Origin of the sequence: Maricaulis salignorans, from assembly GCF_900103475.1 — a bacterium.
Lineage (GTDB): Bacteria > Pseudomonadota > Alphaproteobacteria > Caulobacterales > Maricaulaceae > Maricaulis > Maricaulis salignorans.
The window spans coordinates 21,422-39,518 of sequence record NZ_FNHG01000011.1 but is presented as its reverse complement, the minus strand read 5'-3'; the positions used below and the strand labels follow the sequence as shown (position 1 = coordinate 39,518).

Below are 18,097 nucleotides of genomic sequence, written 5' to 3'. Positions count from 1 at the left end.
GCGAATCGTCTTCTGTGGCTAGGCGTCTAGTTCACACTCTGTTCCGCGCCGCCGCAAGCTCACTGCGCGGTGGCTGTGCCCGGCAGATAGACGCGCCGGAAGCGCAGGCCGAGCCGGACGAGGAATTCATAGGTGATGGTGTGGGCCGCCGCGGCCATTGGTTCGAGATCATCGCCGAGAAAGCTGACCCAGTCGCCCGGTGCGACCGGCGCTGTGACATCACTAAGATCGAGCGTGGTCAGATCCATCGAGATGCGCCCGATAATGGGCACTTTCATCCCGCCAATGCGGCCGAACCCGCCATCGCCGCAGGCCCGCAGCAGCCCGTCGGCATAGCCGGTGGCGACGGTGGCGATGCGCATTTCGCGCGTTGCCGTGAAAATGGCGCCATAGCCGGCGCAATCGCCGGCCCTGATCGTGCGCACCTGCAGCACCGGTGCCTCGACGCGCACGGCGGGGACAAAGGGATCGTCGCAGTCCTGGGCGGGGTGGCCGCCATAGAGTGCGAGGCCGGGCCGCAGGACATCGAAATGATAGCGCGCATCGAGCATGGCACCGCCGGAATTGGCAAAGCTGGCGGGGATATCGGGGAAATGCGCGCGGACTGCAGCAAAGCGTTCCAACTGGCGCGCATTGAGCGGGTGGGCCGGTTCGTGGGAACAGGCCAGATGGCTCATGATCTGGCGGACATCGAGACCGGTCAGCCAGTCGGGATTGTCGAGCAGGCTCTGCGTCGCATTCGGACCCAGGCCCAGCCGGTTCATGCCGGTATCGAAATGGATCGCGCAAGGCAGATCCGGCGCCAGGTCGCGAAGATGGTGCAATTGGTGCAGATCATTGATGACCGGGAAGAGCCGCGCCTCGCGTAGCGAGGCCAGTTCGGAAGGCCAGAAACCATTGAAGACGAATATCTCGGCCTCGCGCCCGTCCAGCGCTTCGCGGGCTTCACGGCCTTCGGCGGTATGGGCGACATAGAAGGTGCGGCAACCGGCATCGGCGAGGGCGGGGATGACACGTGACGCGCCGAGCCCATAGGCATTGGCCTTGACCACCGCGCCGGTCCGCGCCGTTGGAGCGAGGCGCTGCAGGGCCGCGAAATTGCGCTGAATCGCAGCCAGATCAATGACCAGGCGTGGTGCAGGCTGAGCTGCGGGTTCAGCCGGGTCCGTCTTCGTATCGTTCATCAAGATCGCTAAACTTCGTGCGGGCCCCGTCAAAGGCGAGTTTGGCCGTACCGATGGCACCATGGCGTTGCTTGCCGATGACCACTTCGGCCAGTTTTTCAATAATGCGGAATTCTTCCTGCCAGGCGAGATATTCAGGCGTGTCCTCGCGCGGCTTTTCGCGTTCCTTGTAATAGGCTTCGCGATAGACGAACAGCACCACATCGGCGTCCTGCTCGATCGAACCCGATTCACGCAGGTCGGAGAGCTGGGGCTTCTTGTCTTCGCGGCTTTCGACATTACGCGAGAGCTGCGACAGGGCGATGACGGGAACTTCCAGTTCCTTGGCCAGGGCCTTGAGGTTCTGCGTCACTTCGGAGACTTCCTGCACCCGGCTATCGCCCGGCCGGTTGCGTGAGGAAGTGACCAGCTGAAGGTAATCGACGATGATCAGATCGAGCCCGTGGGTGCGCTTGAGGCGGCGCGCGCGGGCGGCGAGGGCGCCGATGGGCAGGCCACCGGTGTCGTCGATATAGAGCGGCAGCGACTGGATCTCGAGCACCGCGTCGCGGATCTCTTCATACTGGGTCGCGTCGATCGTGCCCTGGCGGATCATATAGCCGGGGATGCCGGTGTAATCGGCGATCAGACGCATGGCGAGCTGTTCGGCCGACATTTCCAGCGAGAAAAAGCCGACAACGCCGCCCTTGGTCGTCTTGGTGGTGCCGTCGGGCTGTTCCTCGAACTCGTAGTTTCGCGCCACATCGAAAGCGATATTGGTCGCCAGCGCGGTTTTCCCCATCGAGGGACGTCCGGCGAGGATGATCAGGTCGGACGGGTGCATGCCGCCGAGCTTTTCATCCAGCGCCTTGAGGCCCGAGGAAATTCCCGACAGACCGCCATCGCGCTCATAGGCCGCGGCGGCGGTCTCGACCGATTCGGTCAGCGCCTGTTTGAAACTGACAAAGCCGCGTGAGGTCGAGCCGGCCTCGGCGAGATTGAAGAGTTGTTGCTCGACCGCCTCGATCAGTTTGCGCGGCTGGGTTTCGGCATCGGTGGTCGCGGTTGCGGACAGCTCGTCGCCGATGCGGATCAGATCGCGGCGTAGGGCCAGCTCGTAGATCATGCGCGCGTATTCGGTCGCTGCCGAATTATTCGCGGCGCTCTCGATCAGTACGGCCAGGTAGGTGGTGCCGCCGATTTCACGCAGCCCGTCATCGCGGTCGAAATGGGTTTTCAGGACCACCGCATCGGCCAGCGAGCCGCGGCCGATCAGATCGGAGGCGGTCTCGAAAATACGACCATGGACGGGGTCGTAGAAATGTTCCGGCTTCAGCCAGTCGGCGATGCGATGGAAGATCTCATTGTCGTAGAGCAGCGCACCGAGGAAGGCTTGTTCGGCCTCCAGATTGTGGGGCGCGGTCTCCAGCGTCGTCGGGACGCCGGAATCGAATGTCATCAGCTCAGTGGTCATACAGATGGGATACAGGCTCGGCGGCCGGGATGCGACCCCTCAATCCGCGCAGGGTGAATCTTTGCCACAGCATTTCCCCGGCCTGTGGAGAAGTGTGGATAAGTCTGGTGGCAAACAAAAACGGGCGGGTCTTGCGACCCGCCCGTTTCCGGCATTCAGCGTTGGCTGAGAGCCTAGTCTTCGTCGTCTTCGGGCGCTTCCGAATCGTCGGCGCCTTCGGCGCGGCGTTCGGCCAGTTCTTCGCCTTCTTCGCTGGCTTCGAACAGGTCGGCAGCCTGGGCTTCGGCGATGGCGCGATCTTCGTCGGCTTGTGCCGCGATCACGTCTTCACCAGAGGCCTGGCGTTCGGCTTCGTCGAGCGAGCGGGCGACATTGATCGTGACCATCACCGAAACATCGGCGTGCAGACGGATACGGATGTCGTGCAGGCCCAGCTTCTTGATCGGCGCGTGCAGATCAATCTGCGAGCGAACGACCGAGGTGCCGGATTCCGAAACGATCTCGGCAATGTCACGCGAGGAGACAGAACCGTAGAGCTGACCGCTCTCGCCAGCGGAACGAACCATGACGAAGGTTTCGCCATCGATCACTTCACCAGCGGTCGCTGCTTCAGCAGCCCGTTCGGCATTGCGTGCCATCAGGGCTTCTTTTTCCGCTTCGAAGCGGGCCATATTGCCTTCATTGGCGCGCAGCGCCTTGCCTTGTGGCAGAAGGAAGTTACGGGCGAATCCCGGACGGACCGAGACAACTTCACCCATGACGCCGAGATTTTCGACGCGTTCCAGGAGAACCAGTTTCATCGTGCGCTCTCCTTAATCCATCACATAGGGAAGCAGTGCCATCTGGCGGGCGCGTTTGATGGCGCGGGCCAGTTCACGTTGCTTCTTGGCGGATACCGCCGTGATACGGGACGGGACGATCTTGCCACGCTCGGACATGTAACGAAGCAGGAGCTTCGGGTCCTTGTAGTCGATCGCGGGTGCATTCTCGCCGGAGAATGGGCACACCTTGCGGCGGCGCATGAATGGGCGGCGAGCAGGCAGGTTTGCAATATTATCGGATGACATCTGTTTCTCTCCTTACGACCGGAAATCGCGGCGCGGACGACGGTCATCCTTCTTCGACAGAATCGCCGAAGGCTGATCGGTGTGCTCGTCGACACGAAGGGTCATGAAACGCATGACGTCTTCGGACAGGCGCTGCAGGCGCTCAAGTTCGTCGATCACGGCGCCATTGGCGTCGATATCGATCAGGCCGTAATGACCCTTGCGCGACTTGTTGATGCGGTAGGACAGGTTACGCAGGCCCCAATATTCGATCTTGCCGGTCTTGCCGCCATTGGTCTCGATCAGGGTCTTCGTTTCTTCCAGAAGAGTTTCCATCTGGGCCGGAGAAACGTCCGGGCGTACGATGAATACGTGCTCGTAAAGTGCCATCTTGGCTCCCTTCGTAAGCGGTTGCGGCGCAAGCCTCGCCGAAGGGGCGGGCAGGCTCGCGGTGGCTCCTGTACCGGTCCGCCACACCATGTGACGGGAATAGAGGGACAGGACCGCAACCAAGCGAAGCGCGCGTTTAGCCCATAGCGATCGGCCGCGCAAGCCGCATCCCCTCTTGCGCGTGCGCCGTGACAAGGGGTATCGAGCGTTCGATTCAATTCGCGGGAGGCGTTCCGATGGCGTTTGCATTCGTATTTCCCGGCCAGGGTAGCCAGGCCGTCGGCATGGGCCAGGAACTGGCCGCTGAATTTTCCGCCGCACGCGCGGTGCTGGCCGAGGTCGATGAGGCGCTCGGGCAGAACCTGTCAGGCCTGATGGCGAATGGTCCGATCGAGGATCTGACCCTGACGGAAAACGCCCAACCGGCCCTGATGGCGGCCAGCCTGGCGGTGATGCGCGTCCTGGAAACCGAGTTCGGGGTTGATGTCAGCGCGGCGAAATTCGTTGCCGGTCACAGCCTGGGCGAATACTCGGCCCTGGCGGCGGCGCGCGCCCTGACCATCAGCGATGCGGCGAAACTGCTCAAACTGCGCGGCCGTGCCATGCAGCAGGCTGTCCCGGTCGGGCTCGGCACGATGGCAGCGCTGCTTGGCGCCGATGAAGACATGGCGCAGCAGGCGGTTGATGCCGGTTCGCTGGTCGGCGTCTGCGCGATTGCCAATGACAATGCGCCGGGCCAGATCGTGATCTCCGGCTCGACCGCCGCGATCGAGGCGGCGATCGACCGCGCCACATCGCTGGGCGTCAAGAAGGCGATGATGCTGCCGGTTTCCGCCCCTTTCCATTGCGCCATGATGCAGCCGGCCGCCGATGCGATGGCCGAGGCACTGGCCTCGACGGTGATTCTGCCGCCAGCCGCACCCGTGATTGCCAATGTCACCGCCCGGCCGACATCGGATATTGAAACCATCCGGCGGCAATTGGTCGAACAGGTCACCGGCCGCGTGCGCTGGCGCGAGAGTGTATTGTGGATGGTTGAGGAGGGCGGCATCAAGACGCTCGCCGAAGCCGGTGCCGGCAAGGTGCTCACCACCATGCTCAAGCGCACCACCAAGGATGCGAATGGCGTGCCGCTCAATGTGGCCGCCGATCTGGAAGCCTTCGCGGCTTCGCTGAAAGAGGATAGCTGAGAATGTTTGATCTGACCGGCAAGAATGCGCTCGTCACGGGCGCCACAGGCGGCCTCGGCCAGGCGATTGCCAAGGCGCTGCACGCGCAAGGCGCGACTGTGGCGCTCTCCGGCACGCGCGAAAACGTATTGCAGGAGCTCGCCGCCGAGCTGGGGGACCGCACCCATGTCCTGCCCTGCAATCTTTCCGATGCCGACGCGGTCGACGCGCTGCCGAAACAGGCGGCCGAAGCGATGGGGTCGATGGATATCCTGATCGCCAATGCCGGCATCACCCGTGACCAGCTTCTGATGCGCATGAAGGATGATGACTGGGACATGGTTTTGCGGGTCAATCTGGAGAGCTATTTCCGGCTCTGCCGCGCCGCCCTGCGCGGCATGATGAAGGCACGTTGGGGCCGTATTGTCGGCATTACCTCCGTGGTCGGTGTCACCGGCAATCCGGGCCAGACCAATTACTGCGCCTCCAAGGCCGGCATGATCGGTTTCTCCAAATCCCTCGCCCAGGAAGTCGCCTCGCGCGGCGTCACCGTCAATTGCGTTGCACCGGGATTTATCGCCTCGCCGATGACCGATGTGCTCAATGAAGAACAGCGTAAAGCCATCCTGACGAAAATTCCTGCTGGTGATCTGGGTACGGGCGATGATATTGCTGCTGCAATTGTCTATCTTGCCAGCCAGGAAGCCAATTATGTGACCGGCCAGACACTTCATGTGAATGGCGGTATGGCAATGATTTAGCGTAGCAACTTGCCAGAGTGAGTACGGTTGCCCATTCTGGTCAGCGCTCGGGAAGTATGTTACTTGCCCGCGCATCTTGGTGAAGGCGGCCCGGTTTTGGGGCGCTATGCCTCCTTTCCTGTGCCGTCGATTTCCTGCGGCGAATTACCATGAGGGTCTGAAATGTCTGACGTTCTCGAGCGCGTTAAAAAGATTGTTGTTGAGCATCTCGATGTCGACATCGAAAAAGTTACGGATAATGCGAGTTTCATCGATGATCTGGGCGCTGACAGCCTGGACAATGTTGAACTCGTGATGGCGTTTGAAGAGGAATTCGACATCGAAATCCCCGACGACGCCGCCGAGCATATCCAGAAAGTCGGTGACGCTGTGAAGTTCATCTCCGAGAAAGTCGGTTAAAGACCACTCCATGCGGCGCGTTGTCGTCACTGGAATTGGTCTGGTCACACCGCTTGGCTGTGGCAAGGATATCGTCTGGGGACGTCTCCTTGCAGGCCAGTCGGGTTTGGGCCTGATCGAGCATTTTGAAACCGGCGATCTGGCGTGCCAGATCGCCGGTCTCGTGCCGCGTGTCGATGGCCGCGGCGGAGGCTCAGCCGACGATCCCGGTGCCTTTGCACCCGATAGCGTCATGAGCCCGCGCGACCAGAAGCGCGTTGATGATTTCATCCTCTACGGGATTGCTGCGGCCGATTACGCCATCGCCGATAGTGGCTGGACCGCGACCTGCGAAGAAGATCGCTGCCGCGCCGGCGTCATGATCGGTTCCGGCATTGGCGGTCTGGAATCCACCTATAACGCCTCCATCGACCTGCATGAAAAAGGTCCACGGCGGCTCTCTCCCTTTGTTATTCCCGGTCTGTTGATCAATCTCGCCTCCGGCCAGGTTTCGATCCGGCACGGGCTCAAGGGCCCCAATCATGCCGTCGTGACGGCCTGTTCAACCGGGGCCCACGCGATCGGCGATGCGGCGCGGATGATCGCCCATGGCGATGCCGACATGATGGTCGCCGGCGGCGCCGAAGCGGCGGTCTGCCGTCTGGGCATTGCCGCCTTCATCGCCTGCAAGGCGCTGTCGACCGGTTTCAACGATAATCCGACCGCCGGTTCGCGCCCCTGGGATCGTGACCGCGATGGCTTCGTGATGGGCGAGGGCGCCGGTGTCGTCGTGCTCGAGGAATATGAGAGCGCCAAGGCGCGCGGCGCGACCATTTATGCCGAGGTCAAGGGCTATGGCCTGTCCGGCGATGCTCACCATATCACCGCACCCGCCGATGATGGCGATGGCGGTTTCCGGGCGATGTCCGCTGCGCTGAAAGATGCTGGCCTGGATCCGTCCGATATTGATTACGTCAATGCCCACGGCACCTCGACGCCGAAGGGTGACGAGATCGAATTGCGCGCCGTTGAGCGCCTGTTCGGCAGCGGCGATGTCGTGATGTCCTCGACCAAATCGGCGATCGGGCACTTGCTCGGCGCGGCCGGGGCTGTCGAGGCGATTTTCTCGATTCTGGCGATCCGCGACGGGGTGTGTCCGCCGACCCTCAATCTCGACAATCCGTCGGTCTCCACATCGCTCAATCTGGCCGCCCACACGCCGGTGAAACGTCCGGTCCGCGCGGCGCTATCGAATTCTTTCGGATTCGGTGGCACCAATGCCTCCGTGGTATTTGTCGCGGTCGACTGAGTGCACCGCTAAAGTTCGGGATGGCCCCAATGAGTGATGTCAAAGCGCCCAAGGCGAAGCCTAATGCGAACACCAAGGGCGGTCTGGGCCGGCTGATTCTGTGGCTCTTTACCGGCCTGCTGGTGCTGGCGTTGATGGCGGCCGGGGCGGTTTATGGCGGTTATCGCTGGCTGCAGGCGGAATTCGTCGCACCCGGCCCGGCCCAGGAAGAGACTGTCATTCTTCTGCCGCGGGGCACCGGTCTGGTGCGGATTTCCAGCCAGCTTGAATCGGCCGGTCTGATCGAGGATGCCCGCCTGTTCCGCGCAGCCGTGACGCTCGATGGCGGCGATCGTTCCCTGCGGGCCGGGGAATATGCCGTGCCGGCGCAGTCAAGCATGGCGCAGATCTATGAATTGCTGCGCTCCGGACGCACGATGCAACACCCCGTCACCTTCGCCGAAGGCCTGACGAGCGCGATGATCGTGGCGGTGCTGGAAGAGGCCGATGTGCTGACCGGCGAGATTACTGATATCCCGCCTGAAGGCAGTCTCCTGCCGGAAACCTATCTGGTTGACCGGGGCACACCGCGCCAGGTCGTGCTGGATCGCATGCTTGCTGCCCAGCAGACTCTGCTCGACGAGCTCTGGCCGCACCGCGCCGAGGACCTGCCTTTCTCGACCCGCGAGGAGGCGATCATTCTCGCCTCTGTGGTGGAGAAGGAGACGGGGATTGGTGCCGAGCGCGCGGAAGTCGCTGCCGTCTTCGTCAATCGCCTGCGCCGCGGCATGCGGCTGGAGAGCGACCCGACCATCATCTATGGCATCAGCCGCGGTGAGCCGCTCGGTCGCGGCCTGCGCCGGTCCGAGCTCGACAATGCAGCCAATGCCTGGAACTCCTATCAGAATGACGGCCTGCCGCCGACACCGATCGCCAATCCGGGCGCGCAATCAATCGCTGCCGTGCTCAATCCCGCCGAGAGCCGCGCATTGTTCTTTGTCGCCGACGGGACCGGCGGACACGCTTTTTCAGCGACCTATGCCGAGCATCAGCGTCATGTCGCGCGCTGGCGCCAGATCGAAAGGGCCCGCCAGCGCGCGGGCGATTAATATGGCTCAATTGTCCGGCATGACGGGTTTTGCCCGAACCGAGGCCAGCTTCGAGCAATTCAGCTGGGTCTGGGAAGTGCGCAGCGTCAACGGCAAGGGGCTTGAGGCCCGCTTCCGATTTCCCGGTGGTTATGACCGTCTGGAGGCCGGGGCCCGCGATCTGGCCAAGGCGCGCTTTGCGCGCGGTAATATCCAGGCCAGCCTGACCCTCAATCGCGATGCCTCTGATGCGGCGCTGCGCCTTGATACCGCGCGTATCGAGGCGATCCTCGCCGCGGCTGAACCCTATGTTTCCAGCGGACGTGTCCGGCCGGTCAGCCTGGACGGATTGTTGGGTGTGCGCGGCGTCCTCGATGTCGAGGACCGCAGCGAGCCGGACGATGCCGATGAACTTGATGCGGCCCTGCTGGAAAGCCTGGCGCTGGCGCTCGACAGTTTGCGCGATGTCCGCCTGGTCGAGGGCGGTGAGCTGCAGGCGCTCCTCAATGGCCATGTCGACACCATCGAGACCCTGACCCACCAGGCCGAGACCAGTGCCGCCGTGCGCCTTGATGCGATCCGCGACCGCATCGCCGCCAAATATGCCGAACTCCTGCCGCAGGGGCTCGATCCGGACCGGCTGGCGACGGAGGCGGCGACGATGGCGGTGAAGATGGATGTCCGCGAGGAGCTTGATCGGCTGCATGCGCATATCCGTGCTGCGCGTGAGCTCTTGGCAGCGGGTTCGCCGACCGGTCGCAAGCTCGACTTCCTGTCACAGGAGTTTAATCGCGAGGCAAACACTCTATGCTCCAAGTCCTCCGATTCTTCACTGACCCAGATTGGCCTCGCCATGAAAAACGCGGTCGACCAATTCAGGGAGCAGGTACAGAATGTCGAGTGACGGACATCCCCCGATCTTTCGTGGCGGCCGCCGCGGCGTGCTGTTGGCTTTGTCCAGCCCGTCCGGCGCCGGTAAAACCACGCTGTCCAAGCGGCTGCTGAGCCAGAATCCGGACATGGTGCTGTCGGTCTCGACCACGACGCGCCAGCCGCGTCCCGGCGAGGTTGACGGGGAAGACTATAATTTCGTCACGGTCGAGGCGTTCAAGGCCCAGATCGAGGCCGGCGAGTTTTTCGAATGGGCCGAAGTGTTCGGGCGCTATTACGGCACACCGAAAGCCCTGGTGCTCAATGCCATCGAAGACGGGCGCGACGTGATATTCGATATCGACTGGCAAGGCGCCCAGGCACTCGCCGCACAGGCAGCGGAAGACACGGTTCGCGTCTTCATCCTGCCGCCTTCACTGGACCTGCTCGAGGACCGGTTGAGCAAGCGCGGTCAGGACACGCCGCAAATCATCAAGGATCGCATGGCGCGCGCCAAGGATGAGATCAGCCACTGGCATGAATATGACTATGTCATCGTCAATGATGACTTCGCCCGCGCCCTCGACAAGCTGAACCAGATCCTGCACGCGGAACGCCTCAAGCGTTCGCGTCACCCCTGGCTGAACGGCTTTGTTGACGCGCTTATGGCTGAGTAGCCCGCGCGGCTCGCCAGGCTCTGGCGAGCGCCTGGAAGCCGGCAATGTCAATCGTCTCCGCCCGGGCGCCGGGCTCGAGACCGGCGGCAGCAATCAGCTCTTCTGTTGAGGCCGTCGTCTGGCTCGCCGCCTGGCCGAGACTGCGGCGCAGGGTCTTGCGTCGTTGTCCGAAGGCCGAGGCTGTCACAATTCCCAGCGCCTTGAGATCATCAAACCGTGTGCCGTCCGGCAACGGATCCAGCATCACCACGGCCGACTCGACCTTGGGCGGCGGCGTGAAGGCCTGGGCGGGAATCTTCATCACCAGCTGGGCGGCACAGACCGACTGCGTCAGGATGGCCAGGCGGCCATAGGCCTTGTCACCAACGCGCGCGACAACGCGGTCAGCCACTTCACGCTGGAACATCAGGACCGCGCGCCGCCACCAGATCGGCTGCGCCTGCAGCCATTTGATCAACAGGATGGTGCCGACATTATAGGGCAGGTTGGAGAGAATGACCCGGTTCTCACCGCTCAGGATCGTCGCTTCATCAATCGTCAGCCCGTCGGCTTCCAGCACGGTCACCTTGCCGGGCCAGGCCGCGCTGATCTCTTCCAGTGCCGGCAGGAAGCGTGCATCCTTTTCCACCACGGTCAGGTGTCTGGCGCCGGCGCCGAGAATGGCGCGCGTCAGCCCGCCCGGACCGGGACCGATTTCGATTGCCTGACTGTTCGCCATATCGCCGGCAAAGCTGGCGATTTTGGCGGTCAGATTGAGGTCGAGCAGGAAGTGCTGGCCGAAGGATTTCTTCGCCGCCAGGTCATGGCGGGCGATGACATCGCGCAGCGGCGGGAGTGGATCATTCATGCGCGGTGTCCGGCGATACTGGCCGCCGCGTCGATCGCGGCAAGCAGGCTGTCGGCGCGGGCCACGCCCTGACCGGCAATGTCGAAAGCCGTGCCATGATCGGGCGAGGTGCGCACAATCGGCAGGCCGAGGGTGATGTTGACGCCGCCATGGAAGTCGAGCGTCTTGACGGGGATCAGGCCCTGATCGTGATACAGGCAGATCGCGGCATCATAACCGGCCCGCGCCTCGGCGTGAAACATGGTGTCTGGCGGCAGCGCGTCGGTGATGGCGATGCCCTCGGCGCGCAGGCGGGCGGCGGCGGGGTTGATGATGTCGATTTCCTCGCGTCCCAATGTGCCCGCTTCGCCGGCATGCGGATTGAGGCCGGCCAGGGCGAGACGCGGCTCGGCAATACCGAAATCGCGGCGCAGCGCCTGATGCGTCAGCCGGGCAATCTGTTCGATCCGCTCGGCCGACAGGCTCGCCACGGCGCGCGCCAGCGGTTCATGGATCGAGGTCAGCACAACGCGCAAACCGCCGCCGGCCAGCATCATGGCCGGGCCGCGCGTGCCCGGGACGGGATGGTCGCGGGTAAGTTCGGCGAGAAATTCGGTATGGCCGGGAAAACTGAAACCGGCCTCATACATCACGGATTTGGCGATCGGGGCGGTGACGAGGCCGAGCGCTTCACCGGCCAGACACAGCGCGACCGCTGCCTCGATACTGGCCTTGGCCGCCGCGGCATGACGCGGGTCAGGAGTGCCCGGGACGAGCGGTGCGGTGATGCCGACCGCAGCCGACAGGACGGGCAGGGCGTCAGGAAAGCAGTGTGCGGCAGTCGACAGCTTGGATATCTCGACCGGTGCGGTCAGGCCAAGACGTTCCGCACAGGCGCGCATCACTGCAGGATCGCCGATACAGGCAAAGAGCGGGCTGGAGACCCGCCGTGTGGTCCATGCCTTCAGGATGATCTCTGGGCCGATGCCAGCCGGATCACCCATCGAAATCACGACAGGTGAGGCGTTTGGCATTAGTCGCGAATCTCGACCGTGCCGTCGCGGCGCAAATCCCTCAGCCAGCGGCGCGAATGCAGCGAGAGCTGCTGGCCGCGAAGTTGCGACTCCAGATCATCACGGCTCGGGACGCCCGGGCCGGCAATGGTGCGGTCACAGACAATCAGGCTCTGCAGGCCGGCTGCGGTCTGCAGCACGCCGGTATTGCCACCTTCACGCAGGGGCTCGAGCGCTTCGCTGATTTGCGGAAGCAGGGCATCGGCGCCGATCGCGCCGAGTGGCGTGACGACCGAGCCGGGGATCCGGCTGGCGACGGCCTCCGCCTGCGAGCAGGTCGGATTTTCGGCGAGCGCCCGGGCCAGGGCGGCGCTGGAATTGGGTTGCACGGCACTGGCTGGAACGGTGATCTGGACCAGGTCGTATTGCAGGGTTGTGGTGCCATCACGCGCGGCCACGAGGGCGACAATCATGAAGCCGCCGGGAACGCGGACCGGATTGGACAGGGCGGCTCCGCCCTGGCTCTGGATGTATTGCTGCATGAGCTGCGGCACAATCGTGGCGACTTCAGGCGGCAATTGCGATGCAACGATCCAGCCGATATCGCCGCCATTGGCAGCCGACGGCGCGTCTGAATACTGACGAGCGAGTTCGGGGAAGGGGGCGCCACGCTGCAGCTGGTCCATCACGGCGATGACGCGCTGCACGGTTTCCTCTTCGCGACTGACGCTGGGAATCTCGAAAAACAGTTCGAAAATCCGATATTGCGGCTGAGAGGCGCTGGCGGCCAGGCGCTCAAGTGCCATCTCGATCTGTTGATCGCTGATGCGGATACGCGAGCCATAGCGGCCATTGACCAGAACCTGCCAGGCGATTTCCGCCTCAAGCTGGTGCCGCAAGGTCTGGATATCGACGCCGGACCGTTCCAGATCGCCGACGATCGAGGCGATCGTGGTGTTGTTTCGGTCGGCGAGGTCCTGGATCGACTGGTCGATCTCTTCCTCGGTGACCGCGATTTCATATTCCCGGGCGGCCTGCAATTGCAGGTTTTCGTCGACCAGGCCGCGAATCGCCTGGCCCTGGATCTGCGCCAGGGTCGCGGCGTCAATCTGGGTGAGGCCGGTCGAGGCAATGATCAGGCGCATACGATTGCGCACATCCACCGTTGTGATCGGTTGATCATTGACGAGCGCAGCCACGCCCTCGGTCGTTTGCGCCATGGCGCCAGGCGCCGTGATCACGAGCAGGGACGCCATCAGCGTCAGCACTAGGTTTTTAACGGGTATCATCAACATTCGCTATCCGGTTCCGCGCGGAACATTACCCAAAGACGCTGCTGGTGCAATCGCCCGGCACTGTTGTTTAGTCAGGAGCCACGCCACCCAGCGTGAACAGGGTGATGCGTATCTGTATCGATTCGGACGGGCCCAGCCGCGCAATGCGGTTGTCCTCGCGCTGATAAACGATGTCCAGCTCGGTGCATTCATCGGCAAAGCGGAAGCCCGCGGTCGTCAAACGTGACGTGCCGCGGTCAAGATCGCGGACCGTGCTGCCAATGGCGCTCCAGCGGTCGGTGAGTCGGGCCGAGAAATTGGCCCTGGCTTCGCGCTGGTCGCTGCGAGAGCTGTCGTCATCGCTGACTTCGAGATAGCTGATCTTGCCGCTGAACCGGTCGCTGACATAGCCGAAACCGAGATCGACCCGATTGATGTCGCCATCCATGGAGTCGAGCCGGGTCTGCAGGTCGGCGGTGAAGCCGGCAATCTCGAGCGAGCCGGCGACGATGTAATCTGAACGTTCTTCGTACAGGCCGCTTCCGGCAGTGAAGGCCGGGTCACCATCGATCCGGTAGCTTTGTCCGACAAAAATACTGGCCAGACCGCTCTCGCCCCATTGCCCGGTTGTGCGCACACCGTAGCTGATGCGCTGTCCCGGCTCCCAGATATCAAATCCCGAGGCCCGGATCGGAGCGAAGAGCAGGCTTTCATCGAGATCGAGGGAAACACTGTCTTCGTTGAAAATACGGTCCGATTCGGGATCATCCGTGGCCGCGACCGCGGAGAAAATCGGTTCAATGATCCAGTCGACCGTGTTGCCCGGGCGATAGAAAGGCCAACTGACCTCGGCGCCAACCAGCCCGAGTTGCCGCGAGAAACTGTCCTCCGGAACGGCATAGCTCGCGGGAAGGTCCTCGAAGGAATAGCTGTCACTGCGGGCATAGGCATAGGGCTCGACCACAATGCCATTGCCGGTGACCCAATGGGCGCGCCAATCAGCGGTGACGCTGGCGCGGGCATAGTCGGTGCCGGTCTCACGCTCGAGCATGACGGCCTGGCCGCTCAGATTGATGCGGCCCCACGCGCCGGGTGCGTTGAAGACGCGCTCATAGCGGATCAGGGGCGCGATGGTCGGTATGGTGTCGTCGTCTTCCAGCTCGCGCAGGCTCTGATACTCGGCGGCGACCAGCGAGCCATAACTGTTTTGCGTCCGGCCCTCGAGATAGATCTGGCTGACCAGACGGCGATTGCCGGCCTCGATCAGGGCGCCGCGATCACGGTCGATTTCCGAAAAGCCATAGCGGCGCAGGTGCAGGTCGTCGGAGGCGCGCTGAACGCCGAAGCCCCAACGCCAGTCGGGATTGATTTCCCACTCGCCGCCACCGAACAAATGCCAGCGCCAGGTCTCGTCGCCGAAACGCTCGCCATCGCTGTCAATCTCGGCTTCATGGGTCAGGCTGCCCTCGAAGGCCATGGCACCGGACCAGAAGCGCTTGCGGTACTCGGTGAAAAGCAGCGGATTGACATTGGTCATCACGCGCGGCGCCAGCGTGATGTCCTGCGAGGGCGAGATCGCCCAGTAATAGGGTTGCTGGTAGGAAAAGCCGAGCCGCGAGGAAACGCTGAATCCGGGAAACAGCAGGCCGCTATGCCGGTCTGCCGACGGATCGGGGTGGGCAAAGACGGGCGAGTAAAGCACCGGCACGCCCATCACCTCGAACTGGGCGTCGCGGTAATAGATCATTTGCTCGTCGGGATCCTGGATCACCTGACGGGCGCGCAAGCGCCAGGTCGGCTCCTGGGCGCCGTCCTCGCACAATTCGCAGGCCGTGTAATAGGCGTCCTCGAGCTGCATGGCGCCATTACTGCGGCGAATCGCGGCGGCAGCGGCCATCTGGCCATTATTCTCGAGCATGGTGGCAAAGCCGAGCGCCAGACCGGCCGACATTTCGGAGTCGAGCTCGACCTCGTCAGCATATTGCGGATGGGGGCCCTGACCGTGAATGATCACATTGCCGCGGGCGATGATGCGATTCAGGTCGGGATGATATTCCAGCTCGTCGGCATAGAGCGTGCGACCGCTCTGACGGGCGCGTACGTGCCCGGTCGCCAGAAAACCGGCACCTTCGCCCAGGTCTTCAAGATTGTCGGCTTCCAGATAGACGGGTGCCTCATCGGTCTCCGGACTCTGGGCCAGGACCGCAGGCGACAGGACGAGCACGCCAGAGCCCATCAATGCAGCCGCGAGGCGACTAAACTGCGACGCCATGCGTCACTCCTTGTCTGATCCGGTCGGGTTCGAATACCGGGCTTTATGACTAACGGAAGCCGCCGCAGTCGTCCATCGCGTCATCCGTCCTCGGTCGAGGCGATGTAGCTCATGGCCAGAAGGGCGGTCAGCGCGGGTGCGGCCCAGGCCGCCGTGGCAGCGGGAAGTGCGCCGGTCGCACCGAGCGAGCCGAGGACCTCCTGCAGGAAAAACATCAAGAAACCGGCCAGCCCCCCGGCCAGTGCGAAAGCCGCCGCGCCGCCGAGGCGGTGCAGGCGCAGGGTTGCCGCCGCTGCGATCAGGGTCGCCGCGAGCAGGGTCAGCGGCAGGGCCAGCAAACGGTGCAGGCGCAGCTCATAGCGCTCGGTCGCAAGGCCGGCCTCATTCGCCGACGCGATCAGGCCGGGAAGGTCCCAGACTGAAACACCGTCCGGAGAGCGTGCCCGTTCGAACAGGGCCTGGCGGTTGATCAGGGTCGGAATCGTCACCAGTCCAAGATCGAGAGCCGCGCTGTTCGGCGTCCGCTCGACGGCCTCGGTGACTTCCCAGAACCCGTCCCGCAGGCTGGCGCTTGCAGCGTCGATCCGGCGCTCGAGTTGAGGAACGCCCTCGGCATTGACCGAGAAATACATGAAGGCCGGCGTCATCAGGCGCTGGCTGTCCTCATCGAGCGACAGGGCGGCGATCACGGTGAAACCATCCAGATTGGTCTCACGCAGCCAGACCGGCTCCTCGACATTGGCGCTGCGGCGCACATCCATGAGGGCATCGCGGCGGTGTTCAAACTCGGCATTGCCCGCCGAGCCCAGCGGGTTCAGCGCCAGGGTTCCCAGCAGCCCGCCGACCAGCGCCAGGCCGATCGGTGCCGACAGGATCCGCCAGGCCGACATGCCCGAGGCGCGCATCACGATCAGCTCGCTGGAACGATTGAGCCGGAACAGCGAAGTCAGCACGCCGAACAGGAAAACGAAGGGCAGGGTGGTCTCGATCAGGGACGGGGTCTTGAGCAGGGTCAGCCAGAGCAGGTCGAGCGAGCCGATATCGACCCGGGTGCCGATGGCGCGGGATTGCTCGACGAAATCGACCAGGATGATGACCGTGCTGATCACCAGAAGGGCCAGGCACAGCCCGACCAGGGTCTGCACCATCATATAGCGATTGAGGCGGCTCATCAGCATGGCTCAGGCTCCGCCGGCCAGATGGCGGGCCGGGCGCACGCGCGTGGGCCAGTAGATGACCGTGAGCGCGCCGAGACAGCCCAGCAATGGCACCAGATACTGGCCGGCATTGACCGCGCCGTCGACGGCGCTGGCCGACTGGACCGCAAATCCGGTCAGTCGCAGGGAGAGGCCGAGCCCGACGGCAACCATCACGCGGCGACCATAACCCATGCGCGAATAGTCGCCGGCCAGGAAAACGGCGGCCGCGATGAGCACAAAGGCGAGATTGTAGAGCGGCGAGGACAGGCGGTAATGCGCTTCCGCCCAGGCGCGCTCGGGGCCACCGCTGCGGGCAATCGTGCTGGCATCGGGCCAGATCAGCTCGTGCAGGAAACGGTCGCTTTCCTTGAAGAACATCGCATCGATCGGGCCGATAAACTCGCCGAGGTCGAATTCGGTCCGGTCAAAGGTGACATAGCCCAGCTCGCCGGCGGCATCGATCTGCTGCCGGTTGCCGTCGGCCAGCACCATGGAAGACTGGGTCGAGGAGCGGACGATGAAGCCTTCGCGCGCCGTGATGGTGATCGGTTCATTGGCGACGCGGGTGTCGTGGATCAGCACGTCCTGCATATGGCCGTCACGGCCGCGCTCGCGGGCATAGAGCGTGACACCGGCACCGATCTGGGTGAAGGCGCCCGGCGTGATGAGGCTGGCGGCGGCATCGGAGCGTAGATCGTGCAGGCTGCGGCGCATCTCGCGGTAGGCCAGCGGCTGGACGAAGAGATTGATCGCGAGATTGAAGATCATGACATAGACCGCCAGGCGGATCAGCGGTGACAGCACGGCGAGCCGGCTCATCCCCGAGGCCGAGGCGATCACGAACTCGCTGTCGGCCGCGAGCCGGTTCATGCCCGACAGGATGGCGATAAAGATCGCGATCGGCACCAGCAGGGCGGTCAATTGCGGCAATGCCAGCAATGTCACCTTGAGAAAGGTGAAGGCGGTTTGCGAATAGCCCGACACCAGATCGACATTCGACAGGCTCTGCGTCAACAGCGCCAGACCGGCCAGGGCCGAGACCGCCGTGATGAACGGCCAGAGCATCTGCCGGAAGAAATAGCGTTGAACCAGAATCATGACCGAATTTTCGCTGCGTGATGCGCCTTCTATCTCACGACTGGATCGGATACCACTTCTGCAATCCATCTTTTCGGTTCCATCTGCATTTTGGGGCCCCCGCTTCTCGAG

18 protein-coding genes are annotated in these 18,097 nt (G+C 63.2%); 7 read left to right on the top strand and 11 right to left on the bottom strand.

Annotated features, from left to right (window positions below; genetic code table 11):
- Positions 1-59: 59 nt before the first annotated feature.
- The 5 genes from alr to rpsF all read right to left on the bottom strand — a co-directional run bounded on the left by alr (position 60) and on the right by rpsF (position 4,073).
- Positions 60-1,184, bottom strand: a complete 1,125-nt coding sequence (gene alr / locus BLT42_RS09625; RefSeq protein ID WP_176780321.1) for an alanine racemase — start codon at positions 1,182-1,184, stop codon at positions 60-62.
- On the bottom strand, positions 1,156-2,637 hold the full coding sequence (locus tag BLT42_RS09620; protein WP_091770153.1) for a replicative DNA helicase: 1,482 nt from the start codon (positions 2,635-2,637) through the stop codon (positions 1,156-1,158). Before BLT42_RS09620 ends, alr begins: the two co-directional genes overlap by 29 nt.
- A gap of 173 nt (positions 2,638-2,810) precedes the next feature.
- Complete coding sequence (rplI, locus tag BLT42_RS09615) at positions 2,811-3,437, bottom strand: 50S ribosomal protein L9 (protein ID WP_091770152.1); 627 nt, start codon at positions 3,435-3,437, stop codon at positions 2,811-2,813.
- Between the two features lie 12 nt (positions 3,438-3,449).
- Complete coding sequence (rpsR, locus tag BLT42_RS09610; RefSeq protein ID WP_091770326.1) at positions 3,450-3,689, bottom strand: 30S ribosomal protein S18; 240 nt, start codon at positions 3,687-3,689, stop codon at positions 3,450-3,452.
- Between the two features lie 27 nt (positions 3,690-3,716).
- Positions 3,717-4,073 carry a 30S ribosomal protein S6 gene (gene rpsF, locus BLT42_RS09605; RefSeq protein WP_091770150.1) on the bottom strand — a complete coding sequence of 119 codons (357 nt, stop codon included), beginning with the start codon at positions 4,071-4,073 and terminating at the stop codon, positions 3,717-3,719.
- A 236-nt stretch (positions 4,074-4,309) separates the two neighbouring features.
- Here rpsF and fabD point away from each other — a divergent pair, with 236 nt between their 5' ends.
- From fabD to gmk, 7 genes are all read left to right on the top strand, one after another.
- On the top strand, positions 4,310-5,263 hold the full coding sequence (fabD, locus tag BLT42_RS09600; RefSeq protein ID WP_091770148.1) for an ACP S-malonyltransferase: 954 nt from the start codon (positions 4,310-4,312) through the stop codon (positions 5,261-5,263).
- A gap of 2 nt (positions 5,264-5,265) precedes the next feature.
- Positions 5,266-6,003 (top strand): 3-oxoacyl-[acyl-carrier-protein] reductase, encoded by a 738-nt coding sequence (gene fabG, locus BLT42_RS09595; RefSeq protein WP_091770146.1) that lies wholly within the window; start codon positions 5,266-5,268, stop codon positions 6,001-6,003.
- A 162-nt stretch (positions 6,004-6,165) separates the two neighbouring features.
- Positions 6,166-6,402, top strand: a complete 237-nt coding sequence (locus tag BLT42_RS09590) for an acyl carrier protein (RefSeq protein ID WP_091770144.1) — start codon at positions 6,166-6,168, stop codon at positions 6,400-6,402.
- Positions 6,403-6,412: 10 nt separating this feature from the next.
- Positions 6,413-7,690 (top strand): beta-ketoacyl-ACP synthase II, encoded by a 1,278-nt coding sequence (gene fabF, locus BLT42_RS09585; RefSeq protein ID WP_091770142.1) that lies wholly within the window; start codon positions 6,413-6,415, stop codon positions 7,688-7,690.
- Positions 7,691-7,719: 29 nt separating this feature from the next.
- Positions 7,720-8,778 (top strand): endolytic transglycosylase MltG, encoded by a 1,059-nt coding sequence (gene mltG / locus BLT42_RS09580; protein WP_091770140.1) that lies wholly within the window; start codon positions 7,720-7,722, stop codon positions 8,776-8,778.
- Position 8,779: 1 nt separating this feature from the next.
- On the top strand, positions 8,780-9,661 hold the full coding sequence (locus BLT42_RS09575; RefSeq protein ID WP_091770138.1) for a YicC/YloC family endoribonuclease: 882 nt from the start codon (positions 8,780-8,782) through the stop codon (positions 9,659-9,661).
- On the top strand, positions 9,651-10,304 hold the full coding sequence (gene gmk, locus BLT42_RS09570) for a guanylate kinase (protein WP_091770137.1): 654 nt from the start codon (positions 9,651-9,653) through the stop codon (positions 10,302-10,304). The genes BLT42_RS09575 and gmk overlap by 11 nt, the downstream gene beginning before the upstream one ends.
- On the opposite strand, the gene rsmA is transcribed toward gmk, so the two are convergent.
- From rsmA to BLT42_RS09540, 6 genes are all read right to left on the bottom strand, one after another.
- Positions 10,291-11,151, bottom strand: coding sequence for a 16S rRNA (adenine(1518)-N(6)/adenine(1519)-N(6))-dimethyltransferase RsmA (gene rsmA / locus BLT42_RS09565; protein ID WP_091770135.1), 861 nt, complete (start codon positions 11,149-11,151; stop codon positions 10,291-10,293). The two genes, gmk and rsmA, sit on opposite strands and share 14 nt — an antisense overlap.
- A complete protein-coding gene (pdxA, locus tag BLT42_RS09560; RefSeq protein ID WP_091770133.1) occupies positions 11,148-12,164 on the bottom strand; it encodes a 4-hydroxythreonine-4-phosphate dehydrogenase PdxA in 1,017 nt (338 codons plus the stop codon). The genes rsmA and pdxA overlap by 4 nt, the downstream gene beginning before the upstream one ends.
- A complete protein-coding gene (locus tag BLT42_RS09555) occupies positions 12,164-13,438 on the bottom strand; it encodes a peptidylprolyl isomerase (RefSeq protein ID WP_233342418.1) in 1,275 nt (424 codons plus the stop codon). The genes pdxA and BLT42_RS09555 overlap by 1 nt, the downstream gene beginning before the upstream one ends.
- A gap of 67 nt (positions 13,439-13,505) precedes the next feature.
- Positions 13,506-15,689 carry an LPS-assembly protein LptD gene (locus BLT42_RS09550; protein ID WP_091770131.1) on the bottom strand — a complete coding sequence of 728 codons (2,184 nt, stop codon included), beginning with the start codon at positions 15,687-15,689 and terminating at the stop codon, positions 13,506-13,508.
- Positions 15,690-15,769: 80 nt separating this feature from the next.
- Positions 15,770-16,867, bottom strand: a complete 1,098-nt coding sequence (locus tag BLT42_RS09545) for an LptF/LptG family permease (RefSeq protein WP_091770129.1) — start codon at positions 16,865-16,867, stop codon at positions 15,770-15,772.
- Between the two features lie 3 nt (positions 16,868-16,870).
- The gene (locus BLT42_RS09540; RefSeq protein WP_176780320.1) at positions 16,871-17,986 is read right to left on the bottom strand and encodes an LptF/LptG family permease; all 1,116 of its coding nucleotides are present in this window, start codon (positions 17,984-17,986) and stop codon (positions 16,871-16,873) included.
- Positions 17,987-18,097 lie beyond the last annotated feature (111 nt).

Bases quoted from the DNA above. Each gene is read 5' to 3' on its own strand.
- BLT42_RS09545 (WP_091770129.1), bottom strand. From the start codon at position 16,867: ATGCTGATGAGCCGCCTCAATCGCTATATGATGGTGCAGACCCTGGTC.
- pdxA (WP_091770133.1), bottom strand. From the start codon at position 12,164: ATGCCAAACGCCTCACCTGTCGTGATTTCGATGGGTGATCCGGCTGGC.
- BLT42_RS09540 (WP_176780320.1), bottom strand. From the start codon at position 17,986: ATGATTCTGGTTCAACGCTATTTCTTCCGGCAGATGCTCTGGCCGTTC.
- fabG (WP_091770146.1), top strand. From the start codon at position 5,266: ATGTTTGATCTGACCGGCAAGAATGCGCTCGTCACGGGCGCCACAGGC.
- rpsF (WP_091770150.1), bottom strand. From the start codon at position 4,073: ATGGCACTTTACGAGCACGTATTCATCGTACGCCCGGACGTTTCTCCG.
- rplI (WP_091770152.1), bottom strand. From the start codon at position 3,437: ATGAAACTGGTTCTCCTGGAACGCGTCGAAAATCTCGGCGTCATGGGT.
- gmk (WP_091770137.1), top strand. From the start codon at position 9,651: ATGTCGAGTGACGGACATCCCCCGATCTTTCGTGGCGGCCGCCGCGGC.
- BLT42_RS09590 (WP_091770144.1), top strand. From the start codon at position 6,166: ATGTCTGACGTTCTCGAGCGCGTTAAAAAGATTGTTGTTGAGCATCTC.
- rsmA (WP_091770135.1), bottom strand. From the start codon at position 11,151: ATGAATGATCCACTCCCGCCGCTGCGCGATGTCATCGCCCGCCATGAC.
- BLT42_RS09620 (WP_091770153.1), bottom strand. From the start codon at position 2,637: ATGACCACTGAGCTGATGACATTCGATTCCGGCGTCCCGACGACGCTG.
- BLT42_RS09550 (WP_091770131.1), bottom strand. From the start codon at position 15,689: ATGGCGTCGCAGTTTAGTCGCCTCGCGGCTGCATTGATGGGCTCTGGC.
- BLT42_RS09555 (WP_233342418.1), bottom strand. From the start codon at position 13,438: ATGTTGATGATACCCGTTAAAAACCTAGTGCTGACGCTGATGGCGTCC.
- fabD (WP_091770148.1), top strand. From the start codon at position 4,310: ATGGCGTTTGCATTCGTATTTCCCGGCCAGGGTAGCCAGGCCGTCGGC.
- mltG (WP_091770140.1), top strand. From the start codon at position 7,720: ATGAGTGATGTCAAAGCGCCCAAGGCGAAGCCTAATGCGAACACCAAG.
- alr (WP_176780321.1), bottom strand. From the start codon at position 1,184: ATGAACGATACGAAGACGGACCCGGCTGAACCCGCAGCTCAGCCTGCA.
- fabF (WP_091770142.1), top strand. From the start codon at position 6,413: ATGCGGCGCGTTGTCGTCACTGGAATTGGTCTGGTCACACCGCTTGGC.
- BLT42_RS09575 (WP_091770138.1), top strand. From the start codon at position 8,780: ATGGCTCAATTGTCCGGCATGACGGGTTTTGCCCGAACCGAGGCCAGC.